Annotated in this window: 19 protein-coding genes; 4 read left to right on the top strand and 15 right to left on the bottom strand. The window is 58.0% G+C overall.

The features are described from left to right. Positions 1-9 precede the first annotated feature (9 nt). Genes ACOX7T_RS11240 through ACOX7T_RS11220 form a run of 5 tightly spaced genes read right to left on the bottom strand, consistent with a single transcriptional unit; the run spans position 10 to position 4,138 of the window. A complete protein-coding gene (locus ACOX7T_RS11240) occupies positions 10-348 on the bottom strand; it encodes a hypothetical protein (protein WP_433442768.1) in 339 nt (112 codons plus the stop codon). Positions 349-377: 29 nt separating this feature from the next. Then, a complete protein-coding gene (locus ACOX7T_RS11235) occupies positions 378-1,319 on the bottom strand; it encodes a hypothetical protein (RefSeq protein WP_433442766.1) in 942 nt (313 codons plus the stop codon). A gap of 24 nt (positions 1,320-1,343) precedes the next feature. Next, entirely contained in the window at positions 1,344-2,513 is a 1,170-nt protein-coding gene (locus ACOX7T_RS11230) for a serine/threonine protein phosphatase (RefSeq protein WP_433442764.1), read from the bottom strand. Between the two features lie 17 nt (positions 2,514-2,530). Further along, positions 2,531-3,778 carry a PBSX family phage terminase large subunit gene (locus ACOX7T_RS11225; protein WP_433442762.1) on the bottom strand — a complete coding sequence of 416 codons (1,248 nt, stop codon included), beginning with the start codon at positions 3,776-3,778 and terminating at the stop codon, positions 2,531-2,533. Further along, the gene (locus tag ACOX7T_RS11220) at positions 3,779-4,138 is read right to left on the bottom strand and encodes an XRE family transcriptional regulator (protein ID WP_433442760.1); all 360 of its coding nucleotides are present in this window, start codon (positions 4,136-4,138) and stop codon (positions 3,779-3,781) included. 355 nt (positions 4,139-4,493) lie between these two features. Between ACOX7T_RS11220 and ACOX7T_RS11215 the strand changes: the two genes are divergently transcribed. After that, on the top strand, positions 4,494-7,571 hold the full coding sequence (locus tag ACOX7T_RS11215; RefSeq protein ID WP_433442758.1) for an S-layer homology domain-containing protein: 3,078 nt from the start codon (positions 4,494-4,496) through the stop codon (positions 7,569-7,571). Between the two features lie 63 nt (positions 7,572-7,634). On the opposite strand, the gene ACOX7T_RS11210 is transcribed toward ACOX7T_RS11215, so the two are convergent. The 5 genes from ACOX7T_RS11210 to ACOX7T_RS11190 all read right to left on the bottom strand — a co-directional run bounded on the left by ACOX7T_RS11210 (position 7,635) and on the right by ACOX7T_RS11190 (position 13,401). Beyond that, the gene (locus ACOX7T_RS11210; protein ID WP_433442756.1) at positions 7,635-8,615 is read right to left on the bottom strand and encodes a hypothetical protein; all 981 of its coding nucleotides are present in this window, start codon (positions 8,613-8,615) and stop codon (positions 7,635-7,637) included. A 208-nt stretch (positions 8,616-8,823) separates the two neighbouring features. Continuing rightward, a complete protein-coding gene (locus tag ACOX7T_RS11205; protein WP_433442754.1) occupies positions 8,824-10,551 on the bottom strand; it encodes a phospho-sugar mutase in 1,728 nt (575 codons plus the stop codon). A gap of 138 nt (positions 10,552-10,689) precedes the next feature. Beyond that, entirely contained in the window at positions 10,690-11,172 is a 483-nt protein-coding gene (gene rlmH, locus ACOX7T_RS11200) for a 23S rRNA (pseudouridine(1915)-N(3))-methyltransferase RlmH (RefSeq protein WP_433442752.1), read from the bottom strand. Positions 11,173-11,174: 2 nt separating this feature from the next. Further along, entirely contained in the window at positions 11,175-11,963 is a 789-nt protein-coding gene (locus tag ACOX7T_RS11195) for an MBL fold metallo-hydrolase (RefSeq protein ID WP_433442750.1), read from the bottom strand. Positions 11,964-12,099: 136 nt separating this feature from the next. Next, positions 12,100-13,401: a UDP-N-acetylglucosamine 1-carboxyvinyltransferase gene (locus ACOX7T_RS11190; protein WP_433442748.1), complete on the bottom strand. Its 1,302-nt coding sequence runs from the start codon at positions 13,399-13,401 to the stop codon at positions 12,100-12,102. Between the two features lie 686 nt (positions 13,402-14,087). Here ACOX7T_RS11190 and ACOX7T_RS11185 point away from each other — a divergent pair. Beyond that, a complete protein-coding gene (locus ACOX7T_RS11185) occupies positions 14,088-16,838 on the top strand; it encodes an S-layer homology domain-containing protein (protein WP_433442746.1) in 2,751 nt (916 codons plus the stop codon). Between the two features lie 70 nt (positions 16,839-16,908). On the opposite strand, the gene ACOX7T_RS11180 is transcribed toward ACOX7T_RS11185, so the two are convergent. Continuing rightward, positions 16,909-17,475 (bottom strand): hypothetical protein, encoded by a 567-nt coding sequence (locus tag ACOX7T_RS11180; protein ID WP_433442744.1) that lies wholly within the window; start codon positions 17,473-17,475, stop codon positions 16,909-16,911. Positions 17,476-17,721: 246 nt separating this feature from the next. Between ACOX7T_RS11180 and ACOX7T_RS11175 the strand changes: the two genes are divergently transcribed. Further along, a complete protein-coding gene (locus ACOX7T_RS11175) occupies positions 17,722-17,904 on the top strand; it encodes a hypothetical protein (RefSeq protein WP_433442742.1) in 183 nt (60 codons plus the stop codon). An 18-nt stretch (positions 17,905-17,922) separates the two neighbouring features. Then, positions 17,923-18,537 (top strand): hypothetical protein, encoded by a 615-nt coding sequence (locus ACOX7T_RS11170; RefSeq protein ID WP_433442740.1) that lies wholly within the window; start codon positions 17,923-17,925, stop codon positions 18,535-18,537. 209 nt (positions 18,538-18,746) lie between these two features. On the opposite strand, the gene ACOX7T_RS11165 is transcribed toward ACOX7T_RS11170, so the two are convergent. The 4 genes from ACOX7T_RS11165 to ACOX7T_RS11150 all read right to left on the bottom strand — a co-directional run bounded on the left by ACOX7T_RS11165 (position 18,747) and on the right by ACOX7T_RS11150 (position 26,353). Beyond that, the gene (locus ACOX7T_RS11165) at positions 18,747-21,611 is read right to left on the bottom strand and encodes an S-layer homology domain-containing protein (RefSeq protein ID WP_433442738.1); all 2,865 of its coding nucleotides are present in this window, start codon (positions 21,609-21,611) and stop codon (positions 18,747-18,749) included. A 347-nt stretch (positions 21,612-21,958) separates the two neighbouring features. After that, on the bottom strand, positions 21,959-24,337 hold the full coding sequence (locus ACOX7T_RS11160; protein WP_433442737.1) for an S-layer homology domain-containing protein: 2,379 nt from the start codon (positions 24,335-24,337) through the stop codon (positions 21,959-21,961). A 46-nt stretch (positions 24,338-24,383) separates the two neighbouring features. After that, positions 24,384-25,661 (bottom strand): ABC transporter permease, encoded by a 1,278-nt coding sequence (locus ACOX7T_RS11155; RefSeq protein WP_433442735.1) that lies wholly within the window; start codon positions 25,659-25,661, stop codon positions 24,384-24,386. Continuing rightward, entirely contained in the window at positions 25,658-26,353 is a 696-nt protein-coding gene (locus tag ACOX7T_RS11150) for an ABC transporter ATP-binding protein (protein WP_433442733.1), read from the bottom strand. Before ACOX7T_RS11150 ends, ACOX7T_RS11155 begins: the two co-directional genes overlap by 4 nt. Positions 26,354-26,360: the final 7 nt, after the last annotated feature.

Here is a 26,360-nt window from a genome sequence, read left to right as displayed (position 1 = left end):
GCCCTGGGATTACAGCAGGATGGTGGCCTGCTTCTCGGTGCTGCCGGCCTCCACCACCAGGTAGGCGGTGCCCGACTCGTTGGTCTTGACGCCGCCGCCGGCGTTGGCGGACAGCTTGGTGTAGCCCACGGCCACGGTGTCGCCGCAGCTGACCTTGATAAAGCCCTTGAGCTGCACCAGGGCCAGCCCGTCGTTGACCTCCAGGGCCACGCCGCAGAAGGCGTCCCCGTCGCCGCAGGGGCCCACCTTGCCGTCGCCGGTCATCTTGACGGGGCCGTTGGTGAGGCCCTCCTCCGCCAGGAAGGTGACCATCATCTCGCCGATGCCTTCAAACGAAACCTTTGCCATACTCCGTTCTCCTTTCTTTTATCCGCGCCTCAGATGAGGAAAGCGCCGTCTCTCTGGTCCATCTCTGCCTGTTCGGTGTGCCGGGGCAGCTGTACGGTGAGGGGGAACCGGTCCTCCAGCCGTTTCTGGTAGCTGTCCCGCAGGGCTTCCAGCTCTTCGCCGCTGAGCTTGTCCGCAATGCTTTTGCGGATGTGCTCCTCCACGCCCTTTTCGCAGATGCCGCCCAGCCGCATCACCTCGCCCCGCAGCCGCTCCAGGTATTTCCGCCCCAGGGCAGCCTCCTCCTCCAGCTGCTTGGCCCTGTTCAGCAACACAGGCTGCTCCTTCAGGTATTCCATCAGGTCGTCCTCCTGACCGCCGCCCATTCGCTTGATGACTCCGGCCTTGGGCTGGGCGGGCACCGCCACAAAGGACCACTCATAGGCATCGGTGGCGCCGGACAGGTCTGCCCAGCACAGCTTCCCGCCGTATTCTCTGCCCTTGACGTGGGCGCATTTTGTTCTGTCCCGGATGTCCTCGCCGCAGATGGAGCACACAGCCCGCTCCACGGCGCATCCCACGGACACCTCACGCTTGATGCCGCCCTCAATCTCAGCGATAAGGCCCTTGTTCTCCTCGGTGCGCACCATGTAGGCGTAGCCCTTCAGGTAGCAGTACCGGTCCCCGGCCCTGGTGAGGATGTGCTCCTCCCGTACCACCTCAGTGCGGTAAATCCGGGCCGCCTGACCCTTGGCGCTCCACTGGTGGTCGAAGATGCCGCTCTTTCCCTCAAAGAGCTTTGCCAGCTCCTCCAGGGTCTCCTCGGTAAAACGCTCCCCATCCCGGTCAATCTCGTTGTCGCACAGCCGCACGGCGAAGGCGTATACCTCCTCCGCCGTCAGAGTCTTCCGGCTCCAGCGGTTGATGAGGGCCAAATCCCGTTCCTCCACGGTGAGGGGCTGTCCCATGTCCGCCTGCTTTACAATGTCCATTTCCTACCCCCGTTCTCCATCAGCTCACTGCTTCTGTTCCATGCCATCCAGCTCCAGGCGGATTTTCCTGGCCTGCTCCCGGTAGAGCTCCGCTCTGGCCTCCTCCACCAGGTCCTGGAGGCTGATGTCCTCCCAGTCCACAGTTACCCCGCCGCCATAGCCCTTCAGCTCCAGCCACAGCTCACAGATCCGCTCCACCACCGGCTCCAAACCCCGGCGGATAGCGGTGAGCTCGCTGGTCATCATGTCCGCCTGCTGGGCGCTCATCCGCTCGGTGGAGGACCAGGACAGGCCCAGCATAAAGGGCGGAATGCCGGTCCTGGCGATGAGCTGCTCCAGGATCTGCCGGACGGGCACCTGGCTGTCCAGAATCTGGTTGTCCGCGCCGATGACCTTGATGTCCACATCTCCCACAGCCACAAAGTCCCGCACGCTGCCGATTTTTCCCGCCTGCATGGCGGCGGACCACTCCCGTGCAATCTGCTGGCTGCGCTCGGCGGCGTATGCCCGGTCCATGGCGTCCTCACCGGGCTTGTAGACCACGGCGAAGCGGACGTTGCCCATCCGCTCCCAGTTCATGCCCTCTGCCTGATAGATTTTCAGCAGAATCTCAGTGAGGAAGGGCATGGACCTCAGCAAAGACACGCCGTAGGGACTGTCTGTCTCAGGCTGGAAGGGGGTGAAGAGGAGCAGCTCCTGGCAGGGCAGGTCCTCCAGCACGCCGTCCCTCCCCCTGGCGCACAGTGTAATGTCCAGGGGCGTCTCCCCTTCTTTGATTTCCACGTCAGCCACGTTGCCGCACAGCACCGCGGCGATGCCGGCCCGACTGCCGTTGAGCACGATCTCTCCCACCGCTCTCCCGCAGGTGAGCATGGAGTCCAGATAGCAGTCCAGGAAGGACTGAATCCCCCGCTGGCCCCGCCCGGTACTCACCGTTCTCAGAAAGTGCTCCATCTCCCCCTGAGCCCGCTGATTGTCGCACTGTACCACCGGTCCGCCGGAGAGGCGAATCAGCTTCAGGATGGCTGCGTCCACAATGGGCACTGCCTCCCGGATGCTGCGGTACAGGGCGATCTCCCCATTTCTCAGGGGCACATACCCGTCCAGCACGCCGAAGGGGTGTCGTCCGCCGTCCCGCAGCTGGACGGCCACCCCTGCGGGTGCCTCACTCTTTTTCTTCTCCCAGAATCCCATCCGAGCCCTCCCGTCTCCTAAAATCTTGTCCGCTCCACATAGGCCGCGCCCAGGTAGGGCGGCTCTCTGCCGGCGGCCACCGTGGCCGCAAAGTAGCGGATCTCGTCCATGGCGTGGTCGTGTTCCTTGCGCACCCGGTCCTGTCCGCCCCTGTCTGCCCAGCAGTAGAGCTGGAATTCCCGCAGTGCGTCGTCGCACCCCCGGCAGATCACCAGCTTTTTCTCCCGCAGCAGCCCGGCGGTGGTGCGGATGCCGGAGAGCACATCGTTCTCGGCCTTCACCACTCGCCAGCCCTCTCTCCGCAGGACCTCGATGAAGCTGGCCGCCGACGGGTCCACCACCACCAGCCGGATGTCCCGTCCCCCGGCCAGCTTTCGTAAATCTTCTGCGTATTCCCCGTCGGTTTTCTGCCGTTTTGTCTCTCTGGAGTTGTAGTAGAACTCCTTCACCCGGTACCAGACTCCGTCCTTCCAGCCCCACAGTCCGAAGGATGCGGGGTTGACGGTGCCGTAATCGCAGGAGATGCACCACCTGCTCAGGCCGTCGGGCGGGGCCTCCACATAGCTCTCGTCGAAGAAATCGTAGACCCTACCCTCAGCGGCCACCCACTCCCCCAGCACAAACCTGCGGTAGAATGCGCCGCTGAACATCCGACTGTACCTGGCCTTCACCTCCGGTCTGAGCCCTGGATTGTCCTCCATGGTGAAGTGGAGGTACAGGGCCCTGCGCTCCTCCGCCTTCTGAATCCACTCCTTGTAGAACCAGTGCTCAGGGCCCTCGGGATTGCAGTTGAACCACAGCCTGCTCCCCGCTACAGAGCACCGGGCACAGGCCTGCTCCACGAAGGACCGGGGCATGAGGGCCACCTCATCCAGCAGCACCCCAGCCAGCGTCACACCCTGGATGAGGGCGGCGCTACCCTCGTCTCTGCCGCCGAAGAGGTAGAAGGTGTTCTCCCGCCCGCCCCGCCGGATGGTGAGGAGGTTGCGGGACACCTTTTCCTCGCATCGGAATCCCAGTTCCTCCAGTACAGGAATCAGCCCTCGCACCAGGTTACGCCGTAGGGACACCGTGGTCTTGCCGCACAGTCCGAAGGCGGTGTTCTGGAATCTGGCCATGGCCCAGCACACAAAGGACAGCCCCATGCAGAAGGTCTTGCCGCTGCGGACAGCGCCGTCGCAGATGATGGCCTCATACTGCCGTTCCGGTGTGCACCACCACCGCAGCACAGTCTTTTGTTTTTCGGAAAACACCCATTTCCGCACTCATTCGCCCCTCCCGGGTATTGCTTCTCCGCTGGCCTCTGTCCCGGCATTCTGATCACCGGAGCGCTCCAGCGCCCGGAGGAAAGCGTCTGCCTCGTCCTCCTCTCCCCGTTCCAGCATAGCGGCGATTTTCTCCAGCACCGCCACCCGGTCCATGAGCTTGATCTCCACGGTTCCGTTTCCGCTGCGCTTGAACTCGGTGAGGGCGGAGAGATCTAGGTTGTCGATTTCATCCACCCGCTCGCCGTCCAGGAAGGCCAGCTTGACGGCGTCGTTGACTCTGCCGCCTGCCAGCCGCTCCATGCGCCGCATCAGCGTGTTCAGTCTCCGCTCCCGTTTTTTTCCGGATTCCGTTTTCATTTCACTCACCTCTCAACCCCATCCGTTCCGCCCCCAAATATTGCTGTTTTCCATGCACCGAAGGAAAAATTCTTTTCAATTTTCTGCGACATTTTTGCTTATGTCTACCAAATGTCTACCAGTCCGTATCCCTGAATCCATTGGCGCGCAAGGCTTTGCAGGTTTTTGATTTCTGCTTTTTAAAGAGCATGTCTACCAAATGTCTACCAAGCGAACATTTTTCTCCAAAAAGGGGGCGCTTTCACAGGAAAGCGCCCCCTTTTTCTTGTTTAATTTCGACTGAAAGGGGCGTTATACGACCCTGAGTGGTTGTTTTCGACCCTGATACTCAAATTTTAGAAGGAGGAATTTCCAAATGAGAAACCTCAAGCGGGTCCTCAGTCTGGCTCTGGCCTCCGTCATGCTCCTGGGCATGATGGTCATCGGCGCCGGCGCTGCGGACAAGACCTTCGCCGATCTTACCGACTCCGATAAGATCGCCAACCAGGAGGCCGTCTCTCTGATGGTCGACCTGGGCATCATCGAGGGCAAGCCTGATGGCTCCTACGATCCCTCTGCTACCGTGGATCGCGCCACCATGGCCAAGCTGATCACCATGCTCCTGATGGGTGATGTGGATCAGAGCGCCTTCGAGGGCACCAAGACCGACCTGACCGACATTGACAACAGCTGGGCCGAGGGTTACATCAAGTTCTGCTACTCCAACGGCATCATCACCGGCGACGGCCAGGGTCACTTCTTCCCCACCGAGCCTGTGACCGTTGTCCAGGCTGCCAAGATGCTGCTGGTGGCCGTGGGCTATGACGCCACTGACCGTGGCTACACCAACGACCCCAACTGGTCCGTCAACATCATGCGTGACGCCCAGTCCACCACCGAGTGGGGCAGCGGCACTGTGCGTTCCATGACCAAGGGCCTGAGCGTGAAGGCCACCGATCCTCTGACCCGCGACAACGCTGCTCAGATGATCTTCAACACCCTGTTTGTCACCAACAAGAAGCCTGTCTACGCCTTTGATATGGGCGTGCAGTACATCAGCAGCTATCAGGATCAGGCCAGCCTGGCCAGCACCACCTACTCCATCGAGAAGATCGAGGCTGTTGTGACCGGTGTTGACGCTTACGGCAAGGCCGAGGTCACTGTTAACATGGCTGACAAGAGCGCTACTCAGAACGCCGCTCTCCAGGCCATTCTGAATGCCAAGCTGCCCGCCACTGTTGATGCTGTGGGCAACAAGGTTGTGGCTTACTACAACACCAGCACCAACAAGCTGGTCTCCACCGCTCTGGTTGTGGCCGACTCCGCTGTCCTGGCCACTGTGACCACCGGCTTCGCTACCAGCACTGACTACACCAAGGCTACCACCAAGGGCGAGAAGACCTTCGTGGCCGAGCTCGAGGCTGAGCCCTCCGGCAACAGCCTGTCCCCTGTTGTCACCTACTTCCTGAACGGCGTTAAGGCCTCCGGCGGCAACAACTACGGCATTGGCATCTCTGACAAGCGTGCCGGCGGCACCAACGCTGGTGGCGCTGCCAACACCACCACCGACATCGTGCCCAGCATGGTCGTGGGCTCCGTCATCGAGTTCATCGATACCAATGGCAACGGCAAGGCTGACGTGGTGAAGGTGACCAAGAAGAACGTGGCCACTGTGACCGCCGATCCCACCACCAAGGAAGTGGGCGACGCTGTCCAGGTCAAGGTTCCCGGCATCATCAACGCTTTCTCCTCCGCTAACACCACCGAGACCGTCAAGGGCTACTCCGACCTGAAGAAGGGCGACGTGGTCCTGTGGGTCACCATCGGCAACACCACCTACATTGAGAAGTGCGCCACTGTCGAGGGCGTTGCTGTTGCCAAGAACAGCGCCTCCTCCATCAAGATCGGCGACACCTACTATGCTGAGTCCGGCCTGACCGGCAAGAGCTACTCTGCCGCCTCCTGGACCGACTACAAGAACACCTACACCTTCTATCTGGACAACGGCAACAACATCGTGAAGGCTGTTGCTCAGACCAACGAGGTTTCCAGCAACTACGCTGTGGCCCTCAAGACCGCCTGGGTGGGCGGCAGCGGCGCCATCGGTGAGAGCAACTATGCCCAGGCTCAGCTGCTGAAGGCTGACGGCACTGTTGAGGTCGTCACCATTGCCACCATTGACGGCTACACCCCCGTGGCCGTGGGCACCAACCTGGGCACCAACTACTCCGACAGCGCCAACAGCTCCAGCAACAGCTCCAAGACCAGCGTGACCGCCGGCGAGAAGTGCGATGTGTACGAGAAGAACACCAGCACTGCCTACAAGTTCATCGGCGTTGATGGCTCTGCCACTCTGTCCAACAAGTTCTACACCTACTCCGTCAACTCCGACGGCAAGTATGTCCTGACCAGCAAGACTACCTCCGGCACTCTCTCCAGCGATACTCTGACTAACAACAAGGCCAACTTCGCCAGCACCTTCATCGGCAACGCCAACACCGTGTTCCTGGTCAAGGGCGGCACCGCTTCCGCTCCCACCTACACTGTGTACACCGGCATTGCCAACGTGCCCGGCATGACCTCCGCTAGCGGCATTGTCCTCAATGACAAGAGCGGTGTGGCTACCTATGTGTACATCAGCTCCACCGGTACTCTGACCGGCGAGGTTGGTCAGTACCTGTATGTCCCCGCCAATGAGCAGGGCGGCATCTCCTACACCCTGTATCCCGCCACTTCCACCAGCGCCGCTTACTATGAGGTCTCCGCGATCTTCAACGGCGAGGCCAAGGCTGTGAAGCTGGCTTCCACCAGCGGCGTCTTTGCCACTGACTGGAGCACTCTGACCGCCAATAACATGTTCAAGGTCACCAACATCAGCTCCGACGAGATCATCTCCGGTGTCTCCGCTGCGGCTGATGCTACCGGTGTGAAGGTCGTGAAGGGCGTGGTTTCCAACAGCGGCAACACTCTGGTTGTCACCGGTAGCCTGGCTTATAGCTACGACGCTGACACCGTGGTGTACATGATCTCCGCTGACGGCACTGTCTCCACTCCCGACGCTGCCTCCATCGAGGTGGACAGCACCGATGACCTGCTCATCGAGTACAACACCGCCAACAACTATGCCAAGACCATCTATGTGATGCAGCGCAACGTCAGCACTGCCTCCGTCACTGCTGTTGACGTGTATGTGAACGGCCAGAAGGCCACTCTGGATGGCGGCGCTAGCGCTACCGCTGGCACGCTGACCACCAAGCTGACCGACCCCGCTAACGTGGGCGCCGTCATCTCCCTGAAGGTCACCGTGAACAACGAGGGTACCGCTGTGGTCTCCGACCACGTGGTCACCTCTTCCGACATCACCGGTAAGACTGTGTCCTTCACCATTTCTCTGACTGCTGAGGACGGCACTGCTCTGTCCAACGCTACCTACACCCTGACCATCGCTGCCTAATCAGCGACAGGGCGCAGCAAGCAAAAAAGAATCCCCGGGCTTTTGGCCCGGGGATTCTTTTGCTTATATGCAGAGCAGACCGTAATCGTAAACAAGCCCGTCATCTTTACCTGTGCGGGTAATCTCCATGGAGAGGGTGTAATCGCCTTCCATGCAAAGCTGTTCCAGTGTAAATACTGTCTCGGTGCAGGCTTCACGCTGCAGATTCCACGCACTCTCCGCACTGGAGACAGTCAGGGGGAGATGTTTTCCATCCGTACTGTCCAGAGCAAGTGCCACAGAGCAGTCCTTGTGGCGGAGCCACACCTGAACCGTACCGCCCGGAAGCGCAAAAGGAACGGTCATCATCTGTCCCGTACTTCCGGCGCTGGACCGGCAGAGAAAGGTAACTGCAAGCTGGTAAGTAGAAATCTTGCCGCCTTTCGCCATCAGCTGGCTGTTCAGGCCGGTAAGCTGTATGGACAGCTGGTCACCCTCTGAGACAGAAAATTCTTCTTCTAATTCAAAGGTCTGTTGTGTGGCTCCGGTGGGAACCTGAAATGTAAAGCTCGCAACTTGGCGGGCAGCGCAATAGACCTGGCACGGCACTGGTTGTTTGTTGCCCGTTTCGTTGAGAAAGCTTACCACAATACCATATATGCTTCCGCCCCCACCGGCTGCAACGGCAGGACTGGTTCCGCTTTGAATCCACTCCGAGCCTGCCTCCACGATCAGGTTCTCCTGTCCCGCTGCATTTACAATCAGTCTGTTGCTATGAAGCGTTATGCTGTCAGAGTGCGTCTGTATCATTTTATTGTCCATAAATCCATCAAATACCAGCGCCTTTTTATACCCTGTGTATTTGCCCTCATAGTAGTTTTGCAGCAGCAGGTTGAAGACATTGTAGCTCATATTCTCAAGGCTGTCTGCTGTCTGGCGTGTCTGTTTTTCCACAGCCTCCACGACCTGGTCAATTTTCCTGTTGTCCTCGTTGAAGTCCTCCCTGAGAAACCGGTCCGTACTCTCCCACTGGTGAAGGCCGATGTGCTCTGTCTGTGTGCTCATAGCATTGCTCCTTTCGTAATCCATTGTGGCTTCAATACCGCCCTCACCTCTTGCTGTCCGGGCCCTCTTTGTTGTACAGCTTGGGACATTTCATTTCCCGTCTGCGTACATCCTGCGTCTTTCTTTCCACAAAAGAGACATAATCGCCCCGCTGGGCGCAAAAAAATCCCCACAGGCCTGGGCCTGTGGGGATTTTTCGTGTCTCTTTTTACTTCTTCAGGCTCTCAGCCCAAGCGGTGTACTTGGCCACCTTCTCGTCGGCCTCGGCCTTGGTGGCGCCGTTGGCCAGGATGTAGACCTTGACCTTGGGCTCGGTGCCGGAGGGACGGACGATGAGGCTGGTACCGTCGGACATCTCGTAGCGCAGCACGTTGGAGCCGCTGAGCTCCATGGTGCTCTTGGCGCCGTCGGCCACATTGACCACGGAGCCGTCCTTGTAGTCCTTCTGCTGGGTAACCGCCACACCGGCGATCTCCACCGGGGGATGCTCCCGCAGACCGGCCATCAGGTCAGCCATCTTCTTCAGGCCGTCCAGACCGGGCATGACCAGGTTCAGCGTCTTCTCACCGTAGAAGCCGTACTTCTCATAGCACTTCTGGAGGGCGTCGTACAGGGTCATGCCCTGACCGGCGTACCAGGCAGCCATCTCGGTGAGGGACAGGGCGGCGGTGACGGCGTCCTTGTCCCGGACGTAGTCGCCCAGCATGTAGCCGTAGCTCTCCTCGTAGGCGAAGATAACCTTGCCCTCGCCGGCGTTCTCCAGCTTGTCCTTCTTCTCGGCCAGGAACTTGAAGCCGGTGAAGGTATCGTAGCAGGCCAGACCGTTGGTCTCGGCCACCTTGCGGGCCATCTCGGTGGTGACGATGGTCTTGAGGGCCACGGGCTTCTCGGGCATCTTACCGGTGCGCTTCTTGGCGCCGATGAGATAGTCCAGCAGCAGCACGCCGGTCTGGTTGCCGGTGATGGTGATGTACTCACCCTTGTCGTTCTTGACCATGATGCCCACGCGGTCAGCGTCGGGGTCGGAGCCCAGGATAAAGTCGGCGCCTTCCTTCTTGGCCAGATCCACAGCCAGGTAGAAGCCCTCGGGGTTCTCGGGGTTGGGGGAGACCACAGTGGGGAAGTTGCCGTCGATGACCATCTGATCGGGGACACAGATGACGTGCTTCATGCCCAGGCGCTTGAGGGCCTCGGGGATGAGCTTGTAGCCAGTGCCGTGGAAGGGGGTGTAGACCATCTTGAAGGTGTCGGCCACCTTGTCCACAGCAGCCTTGTCGTTGACCTGACCCATGACGTTGGACAGGAACTTCTCGTCGGTCTCAGCGCCCATCAGGGTGATGAGGCCGGCCTTGACCGCCTCGTCATAGTCCATGCGCTTGATGGAGTCGAACAGGTCCAGCTCCTCCATCTTGGCGGCGATGGCGGCGGCGTGGTGGGGGGGCAGCTGGGCGCCGTCCTGCCAATAGACCTTGTAGCCGTTGTACTCCTTGGGGTTGTGGCTGGCGGTGACATTGACTCCGGCGATGCAGTGATACTCCCGCACGGCAAAGGATACCTCAGGGGTGGGACGCATGGCATCAAAAAGCCGGACCTTGATGCCGTTGGCCGCCATAACGCAGGCAGTCTCCCGGGCAAACAGGTCGGAATTGTTGCGGCAATCGTAGCAGATGGCCACGCCCCGCTCCACCGCCTCAGGGCCCTCGGCCTTGATGACCTCGGCAAAGGCCTGGGTAGCGTGGCGGATAACGTGGACGTTCATCTGGTGAAGTCCCACGCACATGGTACCCCGCAGTCCGGCGGTGCCGAACTCCAGAGGAGCAAAGAAGCGGCTTTCGATCTCCTTTTCATCATTGGCGATGCTGCGCAGCTCGTCTTTCTCCGCCTCACTGAGGGCAGGGCTGCCCAGCCATTTCTCATACATATCACGATAGGACATGGGACTTACCTCCAATATCTGAATTTCCGGAATCACAGGTTCCCGCTATTGTGATTATAGCACAAGCCCGCTTTGCTATCCACCCCTGAAGTCCAGAACTACATACAAATTTTAAACAGCACTTTCTTGGAGCAGCAGCTATTTGTGGTAGCTGGAGCCCTCCGCGATTTTAAAGCCGCGGTAGAGCTGCTCCAGCAGCATGACTCTGGCCAGATGGTGTGGAAAGGTCATTCTGGACATGGACATACGCAGGTCGGCCCGCTCCTTGACAGCGGGATGGAGGCCGTAGGAGGAGCCGATGATAAAGCAGAGCTGGCTGCGGCCCTGCCCGGCCCAATCGGTCATGCGGCGGCTCAGCTCCTCGCTGGAGAGGCCCTTGCCCTCCACGCACAGCGCGGTGACGGCACTGCCCTTGGGCAGGCGCTGAAGGATTGCGTCGGCCTCCTTCCGCAGGGCGGCGTCGATCTGGGCCTGGGAGGGACTGTCGGGCAGCCGCTCCTCGGGCAGCTCGGTGAGCTGGAATTTGCAGTAGCCGCCCAGCCGCTTGGCATATTCGGCGGCAGCCTCAATATAGAACTTTTCCTTCAGCTTTCCTACACAGATTACTTGAATTCCCAGCATTTTTACACCTCACAGCGGGGTCCGGTCTCGCTTCTGGGCGCCACCTCCAGCCGCACATCAATGCCCGGGCGGATACCCCTGCGCTCCATGGCAAGACATACTGTGTCATAAGCTCTGGCAGGGGTGTTGTTCTCTTTGGAGAGGTGGGCCAGAATCACGGTGCTTGCCCCATTTTCCACGGCAGAACAGGCCAGCTCAGCCCCGGCCTGGTTGGAGAGATGCCCCCAGTCCCCCTGGATGCGCTCCTTCAGGTAGTACGGGTAGGGGCCGGACTGAAGCCACTCCGGGTCGTAGTTGGTCTCGGCCACCAGCAGATTGGCGCCCTGAATCCCTCTGGCCACCTCCTCAGTGACTCTGCCCAGGTCCGTGACCACAGCCGCTTTCCGGCCTCCGGCGGATACCGTATAGCCCACGCTCTCTGCTGTATCGTGGGGAGTGGGGAAGGTTCCCACAGTCAGGCCGCCGATTTCAAGGTCAGTGCCAGCCGTAAAGGCCCGGAGATGCTCCTCCAAAAAGCCAATCCGGTAGCACAGCTGCCGCCCGGTGCCCCGGCTGGCATATACCGGTACAGCAAACTGCTTGGTCAGGGTGGTCAGGCCGCAGATATGGTCGGAGTGCTCGTGAGTAATGAGGATACCGGAGAGCTGGCCGGGTTCCATGCCCAATTCCCGCAGGCTCTTGGTAATCCGCCGGGCGGAGATGCCCGCGTCAATCAGAATATGGGTTTCTCCGTCGGACACCAGCAGGCAGTTGCCGCTGGAGCCGCTGGCAAGGGTGGTCAATGACAGCAAGTGAATCTCTCCTATGTAATGTCTGCTGGGGTGAACAGCTGCGGCCGTGCCGCTTTTTCCCTGCTCTGTTCCCGCAGCTGCGAAGGCATAAAAACGGGGCGGCAGCTTACCGCCGCCGCCCCTTGAGACTGTTTGATTATCCGACCTGAGCCTGCTTGTCCTCGTCGGGCGTTACCACGACGCGGATATCAGCTCCCACGCCGGAGAGCTTGCGCACAATATCCTCGTAGCCACGCTCGATATAGTAGATGCAGTCCACCTCCGTAACACCGTGGGCAGCCAGACCTGCAATGACCATGGCCGCACCGGCCCGCAGATCGCAGGCCCGCACGGGGGCACCTGTGAGATGGTCCACGCCCTCAATGACAGCCACCTTGCCGTCCACCTGGAACTGGGCACCCATCCGGCGGATCTCGTCCACATAGCGATACCGGTTGTCCCATACGCCCTCGGTCACCACGCTGGTGCCCTCCGCAAGGGAGAGAACCACAGCCATCTGAGGCTGCATATCAGTGGGGAACCCGGGATAGGGCAGGGTCTTGATGTTGGTACGGGTCAGCTTTGCTGCGGGATCTCTGCGTACAAGGACGGCATCATCCCGCTCTTCCACGTCCACGCCGGTCTCCACCAGCTTGGCAGTGATACACTCCAGGTGCTTGGGGATAACATTCTTAATCAGCACCTCGCCGCCAGTGGCAGCCACAGCGGCCATATAGGTGCCGGCCTCGATCTGGTCGGGAATGATGGAATAGGTGCCGCCGTTGAGGCGCTCCACACCCTTGATTTTAATCACGTCAGTACCGGCACCCATGATCTGAGCACCCATAGAGTTGAGGAAGTTGGCCAGGTCCACAATATGGGGCTCCTTGGCCGCGTTTTCGATAACCGTGGTGCCGTTTGCCAGAGCGGCCGCCAGCATGATGTTCATGGTTGCGCCCACAGAGACGATATCCAGATAGACCTGGGCGCCGCTGAGGCGTTTGCCGTCCTTGACCCAGGCGTTGACAAAGCCGCCTCTGACGTCCACCTCAGCCCCCATGGCGACGAATCCCTTGATGTGCTGGTCGATGGGGCGGTCGCCCAGATGACAGCCGCCCGGAGGGGGCACCTGAGCACTGCCGAAGCGTCCCAGCAGTGCGCCGATCAAGTAATAGGAGGCGCGAATCTTCCGGGCCAGCTCATTAGGGACCTTTGCGTTGCGGATGTGGGAGCAGTCGATGTCCACAGTGGTACGGTTGACCGTGCGCACATCGGCACCCAGTTCCTGCAGGATATTGAGGATCAGCGTCACGTCACTGATCTGGGGGATATTTTCAATACGGCATACGCCGTCCACCAAAAGTGCAGCGGGGATAATAGCTACCGCAGCATTTTTAGCGCCGCTGATATCGATTTCGCCATAAAGCGGCTTACCGCCGCGAATCACATACTTTGTCAAAACGGCACCCTCTATTCTCTCCATCACGGCCGGAAGCGGCCTGTTGAGTCAGCAAGCCGGTCAGAACCCGGCCCATACAGTTCAAATTATATTTGGCCGCCGCACATACAGGGCGGCAGGACATTCCGCCGTACTCCTTCTAAGCGGGGAGCAACTCGCTGTTTTTCCGGCGCGGCATGAGGACTCATGTCAGTCGTAGATATTATAACATAGTCTCATGTAAAATCAAAGTAATTTTACAATATCCCCGGCTTCATAATTTGATTTTCATACTTTTCACCCCCTTATTTTTCCGTTTCTTTCCGTTTCTCTGGTCTCACTATGTCCTTTTCCAGCCAGTTTTATTCCTTTTAAACAAATCTCCGTTGATGATTGTCCTGGAAATTGGAGCGCTTCATGTTCCGGTACATTTTATAGAGAATAGCAGGGCATGTCTACCAAATGTCTACCAGTTTGTTCCGCTGAATCCATTGGTGCGCAAGGCTTTGCGGCTTTTTAATTTCTGCTTTCTTAAAGAGCGTGTCTACCAAATGTCTACCAACCAAACATTTTTCTCCAAAAAGGGGGCGCTTTCACAGAAAAGTGCCCCCTTTTTGGAGTTTAATTTCGACTGAAAGGGGCGTTATACGACCCTGAGCGGTTGTTTTCGACCCAAAACTCAAAATTTTAGAAGGAGGAATTTCCAAATGAGAAACCTCAAGCGGGTCCTCAGTCTGGCTCTGGCCTCCGTCATGCTCCTGGGCATGATGGTCATCGGCGCCGGCGCTGCGGACAAGACCTACGCTGATCTGACCGACTCTGATCAGATCACCAACCAGGAAGCCGTCTCCCTGATGGTCGACCTGGGCATCATCGAGGGCAAGCCCGACGGTTCCTACGCTCCCAGCGAGACCGTGGACCGTGCCACCATGGCCAAGCTCATCACCATGATGCTGATGGGTAATGTCGACCAGAGTGCTTTTGAGGGCACCAAGACCGACCTGACCGACATCGACACCAGCTGGGCCGAGGGCTACATCAAGTACTGCTACGCCAACGGCATCATCACCGGCGACGGCCAGGGTCACTTCTTCCCCACCGAGCCTGTGACCGTTGTCCAGGCTGCCAAGATGCTGCTGGTCGCCATCGGCTATGACGCCGACGACCGCGGCTATCAGGGCGATGCCAACTGGTCCACCAACATCATGCGTGATGCTCAGACCACCATGTTCTATGACACCGCTTCTGCCACCAAGTACACCACTACCCTCCGTTCCCTGACCAAGGGTCTGGACGTGAAGGCTACTGATCCTCTGACCCGCGACAACGCCGCTCAGATGATCTTCAACGCCCTGTTCGTTCAGAACCAGAAGCCCAACTATCAGTGGGATATGGGCACTCAGTACATCCAGAGCTACACCGCTCAGCCCAGCCTGGCCGCCACCATGTTCAACGGCCTGACCAAGACTGTTGCCACTCTGAACAGCGTTTCTGCTTCTGGCAAGATCGCTACTGCTACCGTTACTTCCGGCCTGGATATGGACAATGACGGCAGCGTGTCCGATGAGATTCCCTCTGGCCTGACCAACCTGGCTGCTTCCAGCGTGAATGTTGGTAAGTCCATCACCTTCTATGTCAATGCCAGCAATAAGGTTGTTTCCTCTTCTGCTCTGGTGAATGCTACCACTGGCGTTGAGGTTCCTGACAACCTGACCTCCGGCGTTGTCACCAAGGACGGCACCGCCCTGAAGTTCCTGAAGGACAACGGTCTCGACGCGACCACCACTATCAGCGCCATCACCGTGAATCAGTTCTCTGCTTCCGGCGCTGTCACTACTTGGGCTACCGCTCAGAGCTCCAATACTCTGGACGTGGCTCTGACTAACATCACCAAGGGCGATCTGGTCACCCTCTACGACACCGATAACGACGGTGTGGTGGAGATCATCAACATCATCAGCAAGTCCGTCGCCAAGGTGGGCAGTGCTCCTGTTGTGAAGACCGATGCTTCCGATGGTAAGGAGAAGGTCACCATCTCCGGCCTGGGCATCAGCAATGTCGAGGTTTCCAAGGTCAATGGCTACGAGGGCCTGGCCAAGGACGACATCGTCCTCTACTACAAGGACGGCGAGGGCAACTTCTACATTGAGAAGGCCGCTACCGTGTCCGGCACCGTGACCGGCAGCAAGGGCACCGGCGCCACTGCTCAGATCCTGCTGAACGGTACCTACTATGGTCAGTCCGGCCTGGCTACCTGCAGCGTGGCTGGCAGCTCCGTGTCCACCTATCTGAGCAACGGCAAGTTCAATGTGGACGCTGTTGCTTACCTGGACAACAACGGCAACATCATTGCCATCGACAACGTTGTGGAGAGCGCCAGCAACTACGGCGTGATTCTCAAGACCGCTTGGGTTGTGGGCCAGGGCGTTGACGCCGCTGCCAACAGCCTGGAGGCCAAGATTCTCTACGCTGACGGCACCACTGAGACTGTTGTGATTTCCAAGGTCAATGGCGACAAGGTTGTCAAGACCGGTACTACCATTGACAGTGAGTTCGCCGCTAATGGTGCTAATACCACCAGCGCTAACTCCGTGAAGTACTATGGCGTTACCGATTCTTCCACCACTGGTAACATTGATGCAACTGTCTTCAAGTATCTGGTGAACGACGGCAAGGTGGAGCTGACCACTGTTTCCGGTGGTAAGGCTACTTCTGCCTCTGCTACCGTGACCAACGGCAATCCCACCGTGAACGGCGAGGTTGCCACCAACGCTACCATCTATGTGTACCACACCAAGAGTAATAGCAAGGACGTGTTCACCGTTTACACCGGTTATGCTGCCGCTCCCACTACTACCAACACCAAGGTGGCTCTGGCTGTGGACAGCAACAGCCGCGTGCCCTTCGTGTACGTTGACGCCACTGGTTCCTCTGCCACTACTGGCGAGACCAGCGTGAACAACTACCTGTACGTCCTGGATACTGTTGTGGCTTCCCGCTACGAGAACGGCAAGACCTACTATGAGATCAAGGGCGTGCTGAATGGTGACACTGCTACCACCACTGTGGTCGCTGACTCCAACACCATTAGCAACCTCTTCTCCTCCGGTAATGCTGTTAAGGGTCTCTTCAAGGTCACTCTGGATGACAACGGCTATGTCACTGGCTCCACTGCTACTGCCGTGACTAAGAGCGGCAACTGGGTTGCTGTTGCCAGCACCGATAAGGCTAATGGCGCCCCCGCTGGCGGTGTCCTGGCTGTTGACGGTACCAATGCTGGCACCTACACCTATGATGGTTCCGAGAAGGTGTACATCGTTGACGAGACCAATGGCACCATGACCGAGGCCACCATGGAGAGCATTGAGGCCGGCGACAAGCTCTATGTCGAGGTCGTGAATGCTGGCGGCACCGCTGCTGAGCGGGTCGCTGTCAAGACCGTCTACGTGGTTCGCTAATCAGCGCATTGCGTCCACTGTCTGCTGAAAAAATCCCCCGGGCATCTGCCCGGGGGATTTTTCAGCACTTTTATGCTTTCACGCCATAGAGGAGCAGCTGGCCGGTTATTCCTGCACTGAACTGAACCGTTAAGGTTTTCATCTGTGAAAATGTACAGCCTTTGTAATGGCCGTACATCCGCTCGATATAGGGACCAATGGAGACAACTTCCACTCCTACGCTGTTTCCGCCAGTAGGGTAAAAGTATGCCCGTCCGCAGCCGCCTGTCTCCTCGTTGTTGAAATTGAACAGCATAAAATTGATTTGGGTAGGAAGCGCATTGTAGTCGTTGTTTCCCCAATAGCGGTAAAACGAGTACTTTCCCCTCTCTGTATCCTTGTTGACTAGCAAACTGGTGGTTCCACCGGTTCCGCGGCCCAGCAGAATCAGTTGTGAAATCCCCTCCAGGTTAAGCTGTGAGAGATCAAATTCTACTGAGGTATCTTCCGCAGTGATGTCTTTTTGGGCGATGCTGAATATGGGGATAACTCCCACCGCCTCGTCAATCTTCCTGTTGTCCTCGTTGAAGTCCTCCCGGAGAAACGGGTCCGTGCTCTCCCACTGGTGGAGACCAATGTGCTCTGTCTGTGTGCTCATGGCATACTCCTTTCCTGTTTATCTGCGTTTGTGGATGGTGCGGCATAATCTCATGCCGCTCTATAAATCCCACTGTGCCTCAACCATACTGTTTCCAGGCAGTTTTGTTGTATAGCCCGGAACACCTTGTTTCACGATGTGGTACATGTTGCATCCATTGAGACGAAAAAGTCCATTATGATATCCTTTTTAAAGACGAAATCTCCCGCCAGACGGATTTGAACCGTTTCAGCAGGAGATTTTTGTTTGAAAAAAGATATTTATATACCTTTTAATACAAAATGGCTACAAAATGTACCAAAATGTAAAACCAGACGCACTGGAACATACAACAAATACGGCTGGAACGCCACAGGTGAAGAGATAAATCTCTTTTCCGGGCGGCAGTTATGTACATTCCGTTTTCCCCTGCTGCCACAGGACACCTAATTAGAAAGGAGCAATGCCATGAGTACACAGACAGAACACATCGGCCTGCACCAGTGGGAGAGCACGGACCCATTTCTCTGCGAGGACTTCAACGAGGACAACAGGAAGATTGATGCGGCGGTGGGGGAACTTGTGGAGACACAAGCGCTTATCCCCCTTATGACGGCAGAGATAACCGAACAAGTGACAGCCGTCGAATTTGACCTCTCACAAATCGACTTGACACAGTACTGTGAACTGCAGCTGAAAACTACGGGGCTGGGTACGGTAAATGTCACGGTACTGTGTGCAACTTTCAATGACGACCGGACAGATGGACATTATACCTATGATACGGAAGGAATGGCCGGCGGCAGCTACACCGGACGCGCGCTCGAACTCTCACAGGTCTCAAAAAGTGAATATTACTGTGGCTGGAAGGCCGTATTTTATCCCGAGGAGAGAGGTATTCTTGCTGAGAGCTATTCCTGCTATCTGAAGGGTACGGGAAATCAGATCTCGGTGGAGCGCCGCTCTGGGGCGACAACTGTATCAGCGGCTCTGGGAGCAGGTACCGTCCGCAAGCTGACGCTTACGGCAACCTACTATGATCTGGTATCCGGTACATTCTATCTGTATGGGGTGAAGCGATAATGGAAATCAAAGTCTTGGTGGTGCATCCCGACGGCACACAGGAAATTGTGATGCGGACTGTTGAGGATGAGTTTTGGGAAAATGCTCCGCTTCGCGTTTTAACTGACGGGAACCCTCAAACGCCATAGTAGTTTAAACCAAAAGGCGACCCCCGCGTTTCAACACGGGGGTCGCCTTTTTTCCATTAACCTTGTTGCCCTGGAGTAAAATTACTCAGTAACAGCAGTGAAGTTAACAGTGATGGTGCAGGTCTGAGCAACGCCGCTCTCGCTGGTAGCAGTCACGACAAAGGTGTAGGCAGTAGTGCCGTTCACCAGGGCGACCTCAGCGGGGGTGGTCACAACGGCGCCGTCATCAGCGGTCAGGGACACGCCGACCTTGGCATCGGTGGTAGCAGCGATGGTCACCTCCGCGCTGGTGTTAACAGTGGAGGTGGTAGCGCCGGTACCAGTGGAAACGGTAACCTCGGAGCCACGGTTGGTCTGAGCACCGGTGGAGCCCACAGTGTAAGCCTGAACCTTGAAGCCGTTGTTAGCGGCATCGGCCTTGGTGATGTACACATACTGAGCAACCTTGGTGGTGGCCATATCGGACTTACCCAGAACCAGAACGCCGTCGGTCTTGTCAGCGGAGATGGCGGAAGCGGCAATCTCAGTCACCACGCCGTTGTCAATCTCGAAGACCTTGGCATCATCGGCCAGAGTGTAGAAGTCCTTGGTGCCGTCGGTGCTGGTACCCACAGTCAGAACGCCGTTGGAGAAGGACACGCCGGTCTTGGACACGCCGCCGTTGGCAGCCTCGGAAACAACCACGTTCTCGTCGTTCAGGCTGACCTTCATGACGGAACCAGTGGTCAGAGTGACCTTGGAGACGATATCGGTCTCCTCGCCGTTGACATAGCCGCCAGCGTAGGTGTGCAGCTTGGAAGCGCTGTCATAGGAAGCAACCACGTTGCTGGGGATGTAGATGTAGTTGCTGGTGGTGGAAGTATCCTCCTGGGTGCCGTTAACGACAAACACCAGAGCGGCCACGCCGTTCACGGAGATAACCACACCGTCAGCGGTGCCAGTGTACTTGGGGGTCTTGGCAATGCCAGTGGAAGTGCTCACAGTAGAGAGCTTGGTGGTGGTGCTATTGTAATTGGCAACCGCAAACACAGTGTTGTTGTTGCCGACACCAGCGAAGTCGCCAGAGAACTTAGCCAGACCGGGAGTAAAGGTGTCATCGGTCAGCTCAGTGTACTTCATATCGCTGCCGCCGAAGGAGACATCAGAGGTGGTCAGCTTGGTCAGGACATAGTTGCCATCGCTGTCGATGGAGTAGGCAACAGGATAGTAGTTGGTGGGAACAGCATAGTTGCTGGAGGTCAGAGTGTCGTTGCTGGCAATGGCATCAGCGTTGCCGCCGGAGACATTGACAACCTCAATGGTGCCGTCAGCCATCATCAGACGGGCGGTGGCAATGGTGGTGTCCTCAACGGAGGAGCCAACCACGTCATAGCCCAGAACGATAGCTACGTTGTAGGTAGCGGTGCTGTCAACCAGCTTGGCATAGAGAGCGTTGCCGTTCTCGTCCAGGAACAGGGTGACGTCCTTCTTGGCGGTGTTGTCCAGAGCATACATCTGAGCAACAGTCTGGCCGCCCAGAGAGCCGTTGGACAGGGTGTAAGCGGTGCCGTCGATGTAGATCTCGGTGGTGCCCTTGTAGCCGGTGATCTTGCCGGTGACGGTCTCGCACTTGGTGATGTAGGTGGTGCCGGCGTAGGTGATGGACATCACCAGGTCGCCCTTGGCCAGACCCTCATAACCAACAGCGTTCACATAGCCGGAGGTCACGCCGGGGACATACACGGTAACCTTGCCGTCGGAGTCGGTCTTGGTCTTCACAGCGCCGGTGACCTCAGAGACGGTCTTGGTGGTCTTCACCAGAGCGTCAACCACGCCGTCGGCGTTGCTGTCGATGACATAGGCCACGGTGTAGTTGCCGATGCCGACCAGATCGCCAACAACAATGGCGGTGCCGGTGGTGGCGGAGTAGTTGGTGACCTTGTAGTCGGTGGTGGCGTTGGACAGAGCCAGACCGTTGGCGGTCAGCCACTTGTTCACGTCCTTGGCCTTGGTGGAATCATTCACCAGATCGCCAGGAACGGCAACAGAAGCGTTGTCCTTGTCCTCCACGACGGAGCTGGAGACAATACCGTCGTTGTCCTTGTAGAAGGCGACAGCCTTGCCCATCTCGGTGACGGAGCCGGTAACCTTGTTGGAGACGGCGATGGAGTCAGCGCCAGCAGCCACGGTAGCGTAGCCGTTGGAATCCACACCGGTCAGCACGCCCACATAGCGGGTCAGGCCGTTGTAGGTGGTATCGGCCAGAGAGGCAGTGTAGTTGTACTTGGAGATGTACTTGGTGCCCATGTCGTACTGATACTCGGGCTCCACATTGCGCACGAACAGAGCGTTGAAGATCATCTGAGCAGCGTTGTCGCGGGTCAGAGGATCGGTAGCCTTCACGTTCAGGCCCTTGGTCAGGGAGCGCAGGGTGGTGTTGTTGATGCTGGTGGTCTGAGCATCACGCATGATGTTGGTGGACCAGTTAGCATCGCCCTGATAGCCGCGGTCCTCGGCGTCATAGCCGATGGCAACCAGCAGCATCTTGGCAGCCTGGACAACGGTCACAGGCTCGGTGGGGAAGAAGTGGCCCTGGCCGTCGCCGGTGATGATGCCGTTGGCGTAGCAGTACTTGATGTAGCCCTCGGCCCAGCTGGTGTCGATGTCGGTCAGGTCGGTCACAGTGCCCTCAAAGGCGCTCTGGTCGACGTCGCCCATCAGCATCATGGTGATGAGCTTGGCCATGGTGGCGCGATCCACAGTAGCAGTGGGGTCGTAGGAACCATCGGGCTTACCCTCGATGATGCCCAGGTCGACCATCATGGAGACAGCCTCCTGGTTGGTGATCTTATCGGAGTCGGTAAGATCAGCGTAGGTCTTGTCCGCAGCGCCGGCGCCGATGACCATCATGCCGAGAAGCATGACGGAGGCGAGGCCCAGGCTGAGGACCCGCTTGAGGTTTCTCATTTGGAAATTCCTCCTTCTAAAATTTTGAGTTTTGGGGGAAAACTAAGCGTTTCAGCAAAGTATAACGCCCCTTTCAGTCGAAATTTGAAAAAGAAAAGGGGGCGCTTTCACAGGAAAGCGCCCCCTTTTTGTAGAAAAATGTTTGGTTGGTAGACATTTGGTAGACATAGCCGCAAAAGTGTGCAGATAAAAAATCTGCAAATCATTGCGCGCCAATGGATTCAGCGATACAGACTGGTAGACATTTGGTAGACATGGAGTACTATTTCAGGAAAATAAACCGGCAAAACAAAGCGAGGGAGCTGGAAAAATTCCAGCTCCCTCGCGATGTAAAGACAGGACAGAAATCACCCGACAACTACAAGCCGGACTTTACCGCCCTCCTGGGGGGCGCGATCGTAGTAGATGGTGAGCGTGTCCGCATAGGCACGGGCCTCATCCAGAGAGGCAAACCAGGTCTTGGTAGCCTTGTTGTAGCAAACCACATTGCCGGCTACGGGGAGGATCATGTCGCTGGTGGTGACAGTGCCGATAGGCGCAACACCTTCACCGGGGTTCTCCTTCATATCAAAAGCAGAACGGGACACATTTTCCACGGCCTTCAGTTCCACCCAGCCAGCCAGCTTCTGGACACCATCCACTTCATCCAGAGAGGCGGTAATACCAACGGGCAGGCCGTCCTTAATGGAGGCGCCAGTGATCAGACGCTCGCTGCCTTCGCCGCCGTTTTCCACGGTGATGGTGGGATTGGAGTAACTCATGTCGCCACTGCCGCCGCTCTGGTCGTCGCCCTTTTTGGCCAGTCCATAGGTATACTGGTCGCCGGTAACGTCGTCAAAGACGATGATGTTGACTCGACCGGCGTAATCCTTGCCCACATAGCTGATTTTGCTGGCAGGAACGGTGGTACGGGTGAGCTGCTCGAAGGAGATCTCGCTGGGAGCGCCGTTGCCTACTCGCTCATAGAGCACGACATTGTCAGCCAGGGGCTCACCGCCCAGTGTACGGGCGGTCACGTCCAGAGAACCGGAAGCGCCGCTGCCCGACAGGCGGGAGAGCGTGAGAGAGCCGATCTTGCTGGAGGACACCGTCACCAGCTGGCCCTGCATACGGGCAGCGCTGTCGCCGCTGTAAGAGGTCTCGCCGGTAAAGGTGATGGGCTGGCCGCTGGCATCCCGAATGTCAGCCAGCGGAGTAACGGTGGCAGTGGAGCCTTCCATCTTCACAACGCCCACGGTGGTGGACTTGGCAGTGGAGGGAGAGACAGCGCCGGCCACCTGGCCGTCGGAGGTGAGAAGCAGCGTAATGACCTCGCCTACCTTAAAGGAAGTAAGGTCTGCATAGGCGCTGGAGAGCACGGGGAAGGTGGCGCCCATCATGGTGACACTCAGGGGGGTGGAAGGACTGGGAGCGGCGTTCTCATAGACGCCGGTCAGGCGCAGATCAGAGACATAGAGAGTCTTGGTGGACTTGTCATAGGTGGCCACATCGTACTGACGAATATCGGAGAGAGTAGCAGGCAGACCATTCTTCAGGATCTGATAGCCGGTATCGCTGCCCACCAGAGAGGCAAAGGGATTGCCGGAACCGGTGGCCTTGGCTACGGCGGCCTCCTCAGCGGCCTGGGCAGAGGGAAGATAGAGATACTCCAGCTTGCCGGTAACACCGTAGTGGAGCACCAGAGGGGAGCCAGTCTTCAGATTCAGATAAACCTTATCATAGGTGGTCTCACCGCTCTCGCGGTAGACAGGGGTGGTGGGGGCCACGTCCAGCTTCTCGCCGCCGGAGACCATCACATAAGTGGCCTGAGCGGACACGACGGAGGTGTTGCGCTGGGTGCCGCCGTCGCTGGGAATGATGGCAATGACCTTGCTGTTTTTGTCCAGCACCAGCTTGGCACGGGCACCTGCCAGAGTGGTATCAAATGGCGCATGATTGGTCTTGTAAGGATCAGGGCTACCAGTGGTGAGGATGCAGCCGGTAGTGCCGTCAGCTGCGGTAGCATTCAGAGAGATGACCACGGCCTCGTCGGTGATGCTGCCGCCCAGCTGGGTCAGATAGGGCGTCTCGGCGCCCTTGGGATTGGTGTACAGCATGTTCTCAAAGAGAATGGCGGTCTGGCCGCGGGTGATGGTGGAGTTCCAGGTCAGGGACACCCCGTCCGTCAGGCCGATAACGGAGGCAGAGGCCAGATAGCCGCTGTACCAGGAGGAACCGGACGCAACGTCAGAGGCGGTATAGCCCAGAATCCGCATCATAATGGTGACGGCCTCGGCAAAGGTGATGGTCTGGTTGGGACGGAAGGTGCCATCACCCACGCCTACCATCAGCATCTCGCCACCGCCGCCTTCCTCCGTGGCGCCAAGACGGGTGGAGGCGGCCAGGTTGATGTAGCCCCGGGCCCAGTGGTCACCCTTCACATCCAGGAAGATGGTGCGGTTCATCTGGGCAGAGGCCTCCTCGCCCTTGCCCATGATCTCAATGGCCATCTTGCAGAACTCGGCACGGGTCAGGGTGCCGCCGGGATTGAAGGCGGTGCCGCCGGTGCCGTTGACCACGCCCAGGAGGCGGAGCACCTCGGCGGCCTCAGCCACAGCGGGATCGGTGATGTCGGTAAAGCCGGAGGTACTGGCACCGCTGGTGGCAGCGGACGCCGGTACCACCACCATCAGGCCGCACACAAGGGCGGCTGCCAGCAGGCCGGCAAGGAATCGTTTGATTTTCATATTTCTCTCTCCCTTATATATGGAGTTGGAATGACGGAAAACGGAATCAGTCAGCCCGCAGGGCTTCCACAGGCTGGAGGCCGCTGGCCTTGATGGCGGGGTAGAGACCGAAGATGATGCCCAGGCCCACCGAGATGACAAAGGCACCAACGGTGATGCCGGCGTTGGGCAGCAATATGATGCCAAGGGTTTGTTTACAGACTATCAGTGTGCCGACATAGCCAACGGCGATGCCTAGGATACCGCCCAGGCCGCAGATCATACAGGCCTCAATGAGGAACTGGATGATGATGCTCCGCCGTTCGGCGCCGATGGCCTTGCGGATACCAATCTCACGGGTACGCTCGGTGACAGTGACCAGCATAATGTTCATGATGCCGATACCACCCACGATGAGGGAGATGGCCGCGATGCCGCCCAGCAGCATCTGCTGGCTCTTGTTGGCTTCCTCGGTGGAGTTGATGTAGTTGTCGGTAGAATAGACGTTGTAGTAACCGTAGCTGTTGCCGGTCTTGGAGTCACCAATCAGGCCCTTCAGGAAACCCTCCAGACGGGCGGCAGCCTCCTGAGTGGAGGCAGCATCCTTGGCCTTGACAATAAAGTCGGAGTTGCCGGTGGAGACATTGCTGGAGCCGGCCACCTGGAAGGCGCGGGTGGTGGTGTAGGGCAGAAGAATGAAATTGTCCTGCTGGACATAGTGCTGGGTCTCCTCGGTAAGGGTCTCCTCGTTGATACGGGACTCATACACACCGATGACCTTAAAGGGAACGCCGTCAAAGAGCATGGTCTCACCGATGGGATTGGCATAGTTAAAGAACATCTTGGCGGCATAAGAACCCAGAACACAGACCTGACTGCCGCTCTGTATGTCCAGATAGGTGAGATCACGGCCCTTGGCAATGGTGGCGTTGTTGCAGATCGACCACTGGTCGCTGCCCATCCAGATCTGGGGGGGCTGAGTGCTCCCGTCCTCCGAGTACATGTTGTTGGAGTTCTTGGCACCGTACTGCACGGTGAACCAGCAGTACTGGTTGGGTGTTACGCCCAGCACCAAATCGTCCATCTGCTTGCAGTAGTTATAGAGACTGTTGAACACCACGTCGTCGCTGGAACCGCCCGTCCACTTGTAGGCGGAGACCTGAATCTGGTTGGTGCCCATGGACTTCATCAGGTCCATCATCTGCTTGGTGGTGCCCTGGGCATAGGTCACCAGAATGATGACCGCAGCCAGACCGATGATGACGCCCAGCATGGTGAGAAAGGTGCGGCCCTTCCGGGCGCCGATGGACTTGGCCGCCAGCTTGATTGTCTGCTTTAAGTTCACAGCCAGTCCACCTCCTGCTGCCCGTCGGACACAATCTGACCGTCCGAAATGCGGACCACCCGGGGAGCCGTGGCCGCGATGCCGTTGTCGTGGGTGATGAGGATTACGGTAGTGCCTTCCTTGTAGAGCCGGCGGAGAATATCCAGCACATGGAGGCCGGTCTTGGAATCCAGTGCGCCAGTGGGCTCGTCAGCCAGAATGATGGGGGGATGGGTGGCGATGGCACGGGCGATGGCCACGCGCTGCTGCTGGCCGCCCGACATCTCGGTGGGCTTGTGGTCCCGCCGGTCCCACAGAGAGACCCGCTCCAGTGCGTCCCGCACCCGCTCCCGCCGGACGGAGGCCTTTACACCCTGGTAAATCAGGGGAAGCTCCACGTTCTCATAGGCGGAGAGGGCGGGGATCAGGTTGAAGCCCTGGAAAATAAAGCCGATCTGCTTGTTGCGCACGTGGGAGAGCTGACGGTCGGACAGGTCGGTGACATCAGTGCCGTCCAGATGGTACTCCCCGTAGGTGGGGATGTCCAGACAGCCGATGAGGTTCATCAGCGTGGACTTGCCGGAACCGGACTGGCCCACAATGGCAACGAACTCGCCCCGGTCAATGTTGAGGGACACGCCGTTGAGGGCGCGCACCTCACGCTCCTCCCCTTCATTATAAATCTTGAATACATCCTTTATATCAATGAGCATTCCATCA

This window comes from Pseudoflavonifractor sp., assembly GCF_050943825.1.
Lineage (GTDB): Bacteria > Bacillota > Clostridia > Oscillospirales > Oscillospiraceae > Pseudoflavonifractor.
Note: the sequence above shows the minus strand (reverse complement) of the source record. Positions and strands in the feature narration are given on the sequence as shown.

What these genes read in the sequence shown, in the direction of transcription:
- ACOX7T_RS11240 (WP_433442768.1), bottom strand. Translation starts at nt 348, where the DNA reads ATGGCAAAGGTTTCGTTTGAAGGCATCGGCGAGATGATGGTCACCTTC.
- ACOX7T_RS11235 (WP_433442766.1), bottom strand. Translation starts at nt 1,319, where the DNA reads ATGGACATTGTAAAGCAGGCGGACATGGGACAGCCCCTCACCGTGGAG.
- ACOX7T_RS11230 (WP_433442764.1), bottom strand. Translation starts at nt 2,513, where the DNA reads ATGGGATTCTGGGAGAAGAAAAAGAGTGAGGCACCCGCAGGGGTGGCC.
- ACOX7T_RS11220 (WP_433442760.1), bottom strand. Translation starts at nt 4,138, where the DNA reads ATGAAAACGGAATCCGGAAAAAAACGGGAGCGGAGACTGAACACGCTG.
- ACOX7T_RS11215 (WP_433442758.1), top strand. Translation starts at nt 4,494, where the DNA reads ATGAGAAACCTCAAGCGGGTCCTCAGTCTGGCTCTGGCCTCCGTCATG.
- ACOX7T_RS11210 (WP_433442756.1), bottom strand. Translation starts at nt 8,615, where the DNA reads ATGAGCACACAGACAGAGCACATCGGCCTTCACCAGTGGGAGAGTACG.
- ACOX7T_RS11205 (WP_433442754.1), bottom strand. Translation starts at nt 10,551, where the DNA reads ATGTCCTATCGTGATATGTATGAGAAATGGCTGGGCAGCCCTGCCCTC.
- rlmH (WP_433442752.1), bottom strand. Translation starts at nt 11,172, where the DNA reads ATGCTGGGAATTCAAGTAATCTGTGTAGGAAAGCTGAAGGAAAAGTTC.
- ACOX7T_RS11185 (WP_433442746.1), top strand. Translation starts at nt 14,088, where the DNA reads ATGAGAAACCTCAAGCGGGTCCTCAGTCTGGCTCTGGCCTCCGTCATG.
- ACOX7T_RS11180 (WP_433442744.1), bottom strand. Translation starts at nt 17,475, where the DNA reads ATGAGCACACAGACAGAGCACATTGGTCTCCACCAGTGGGAGAGCACG.
- ACOX7T_RS11170 (WP_433442740.1), top strand. Translation starts at nt 17,923, where the DNA reads ATGAGTACACAGACAGAACACATCGGCCTGCACCAGTGGGAGAGCACG.
- ACOX7T_RS11165 (WP_433442738.1), bottom strand. Translation starts at nt 21,611, where the DNA reads ATGAGAAACCTCAAGCGGGTCCTCAGCCTGGGCCTCGCCTCCGTCATG.
- ACOX7T_RS11160 (WP_433442737.1), bottom strand. Translation starts at nt 24,337, where the DNA reads ATGAAAATCAAACGATTCCTTGCCGGCCTGCTGGCAGCCGCCCTTGTG.
- ACOX7T_RS11150 (WP_433442733.1), bottom strand. Translation starts at nt 26,353, where the DNA reads ATGCTCATTGATATAAAGGATGTATTCAAGATTTATAATGAAGGGGAG.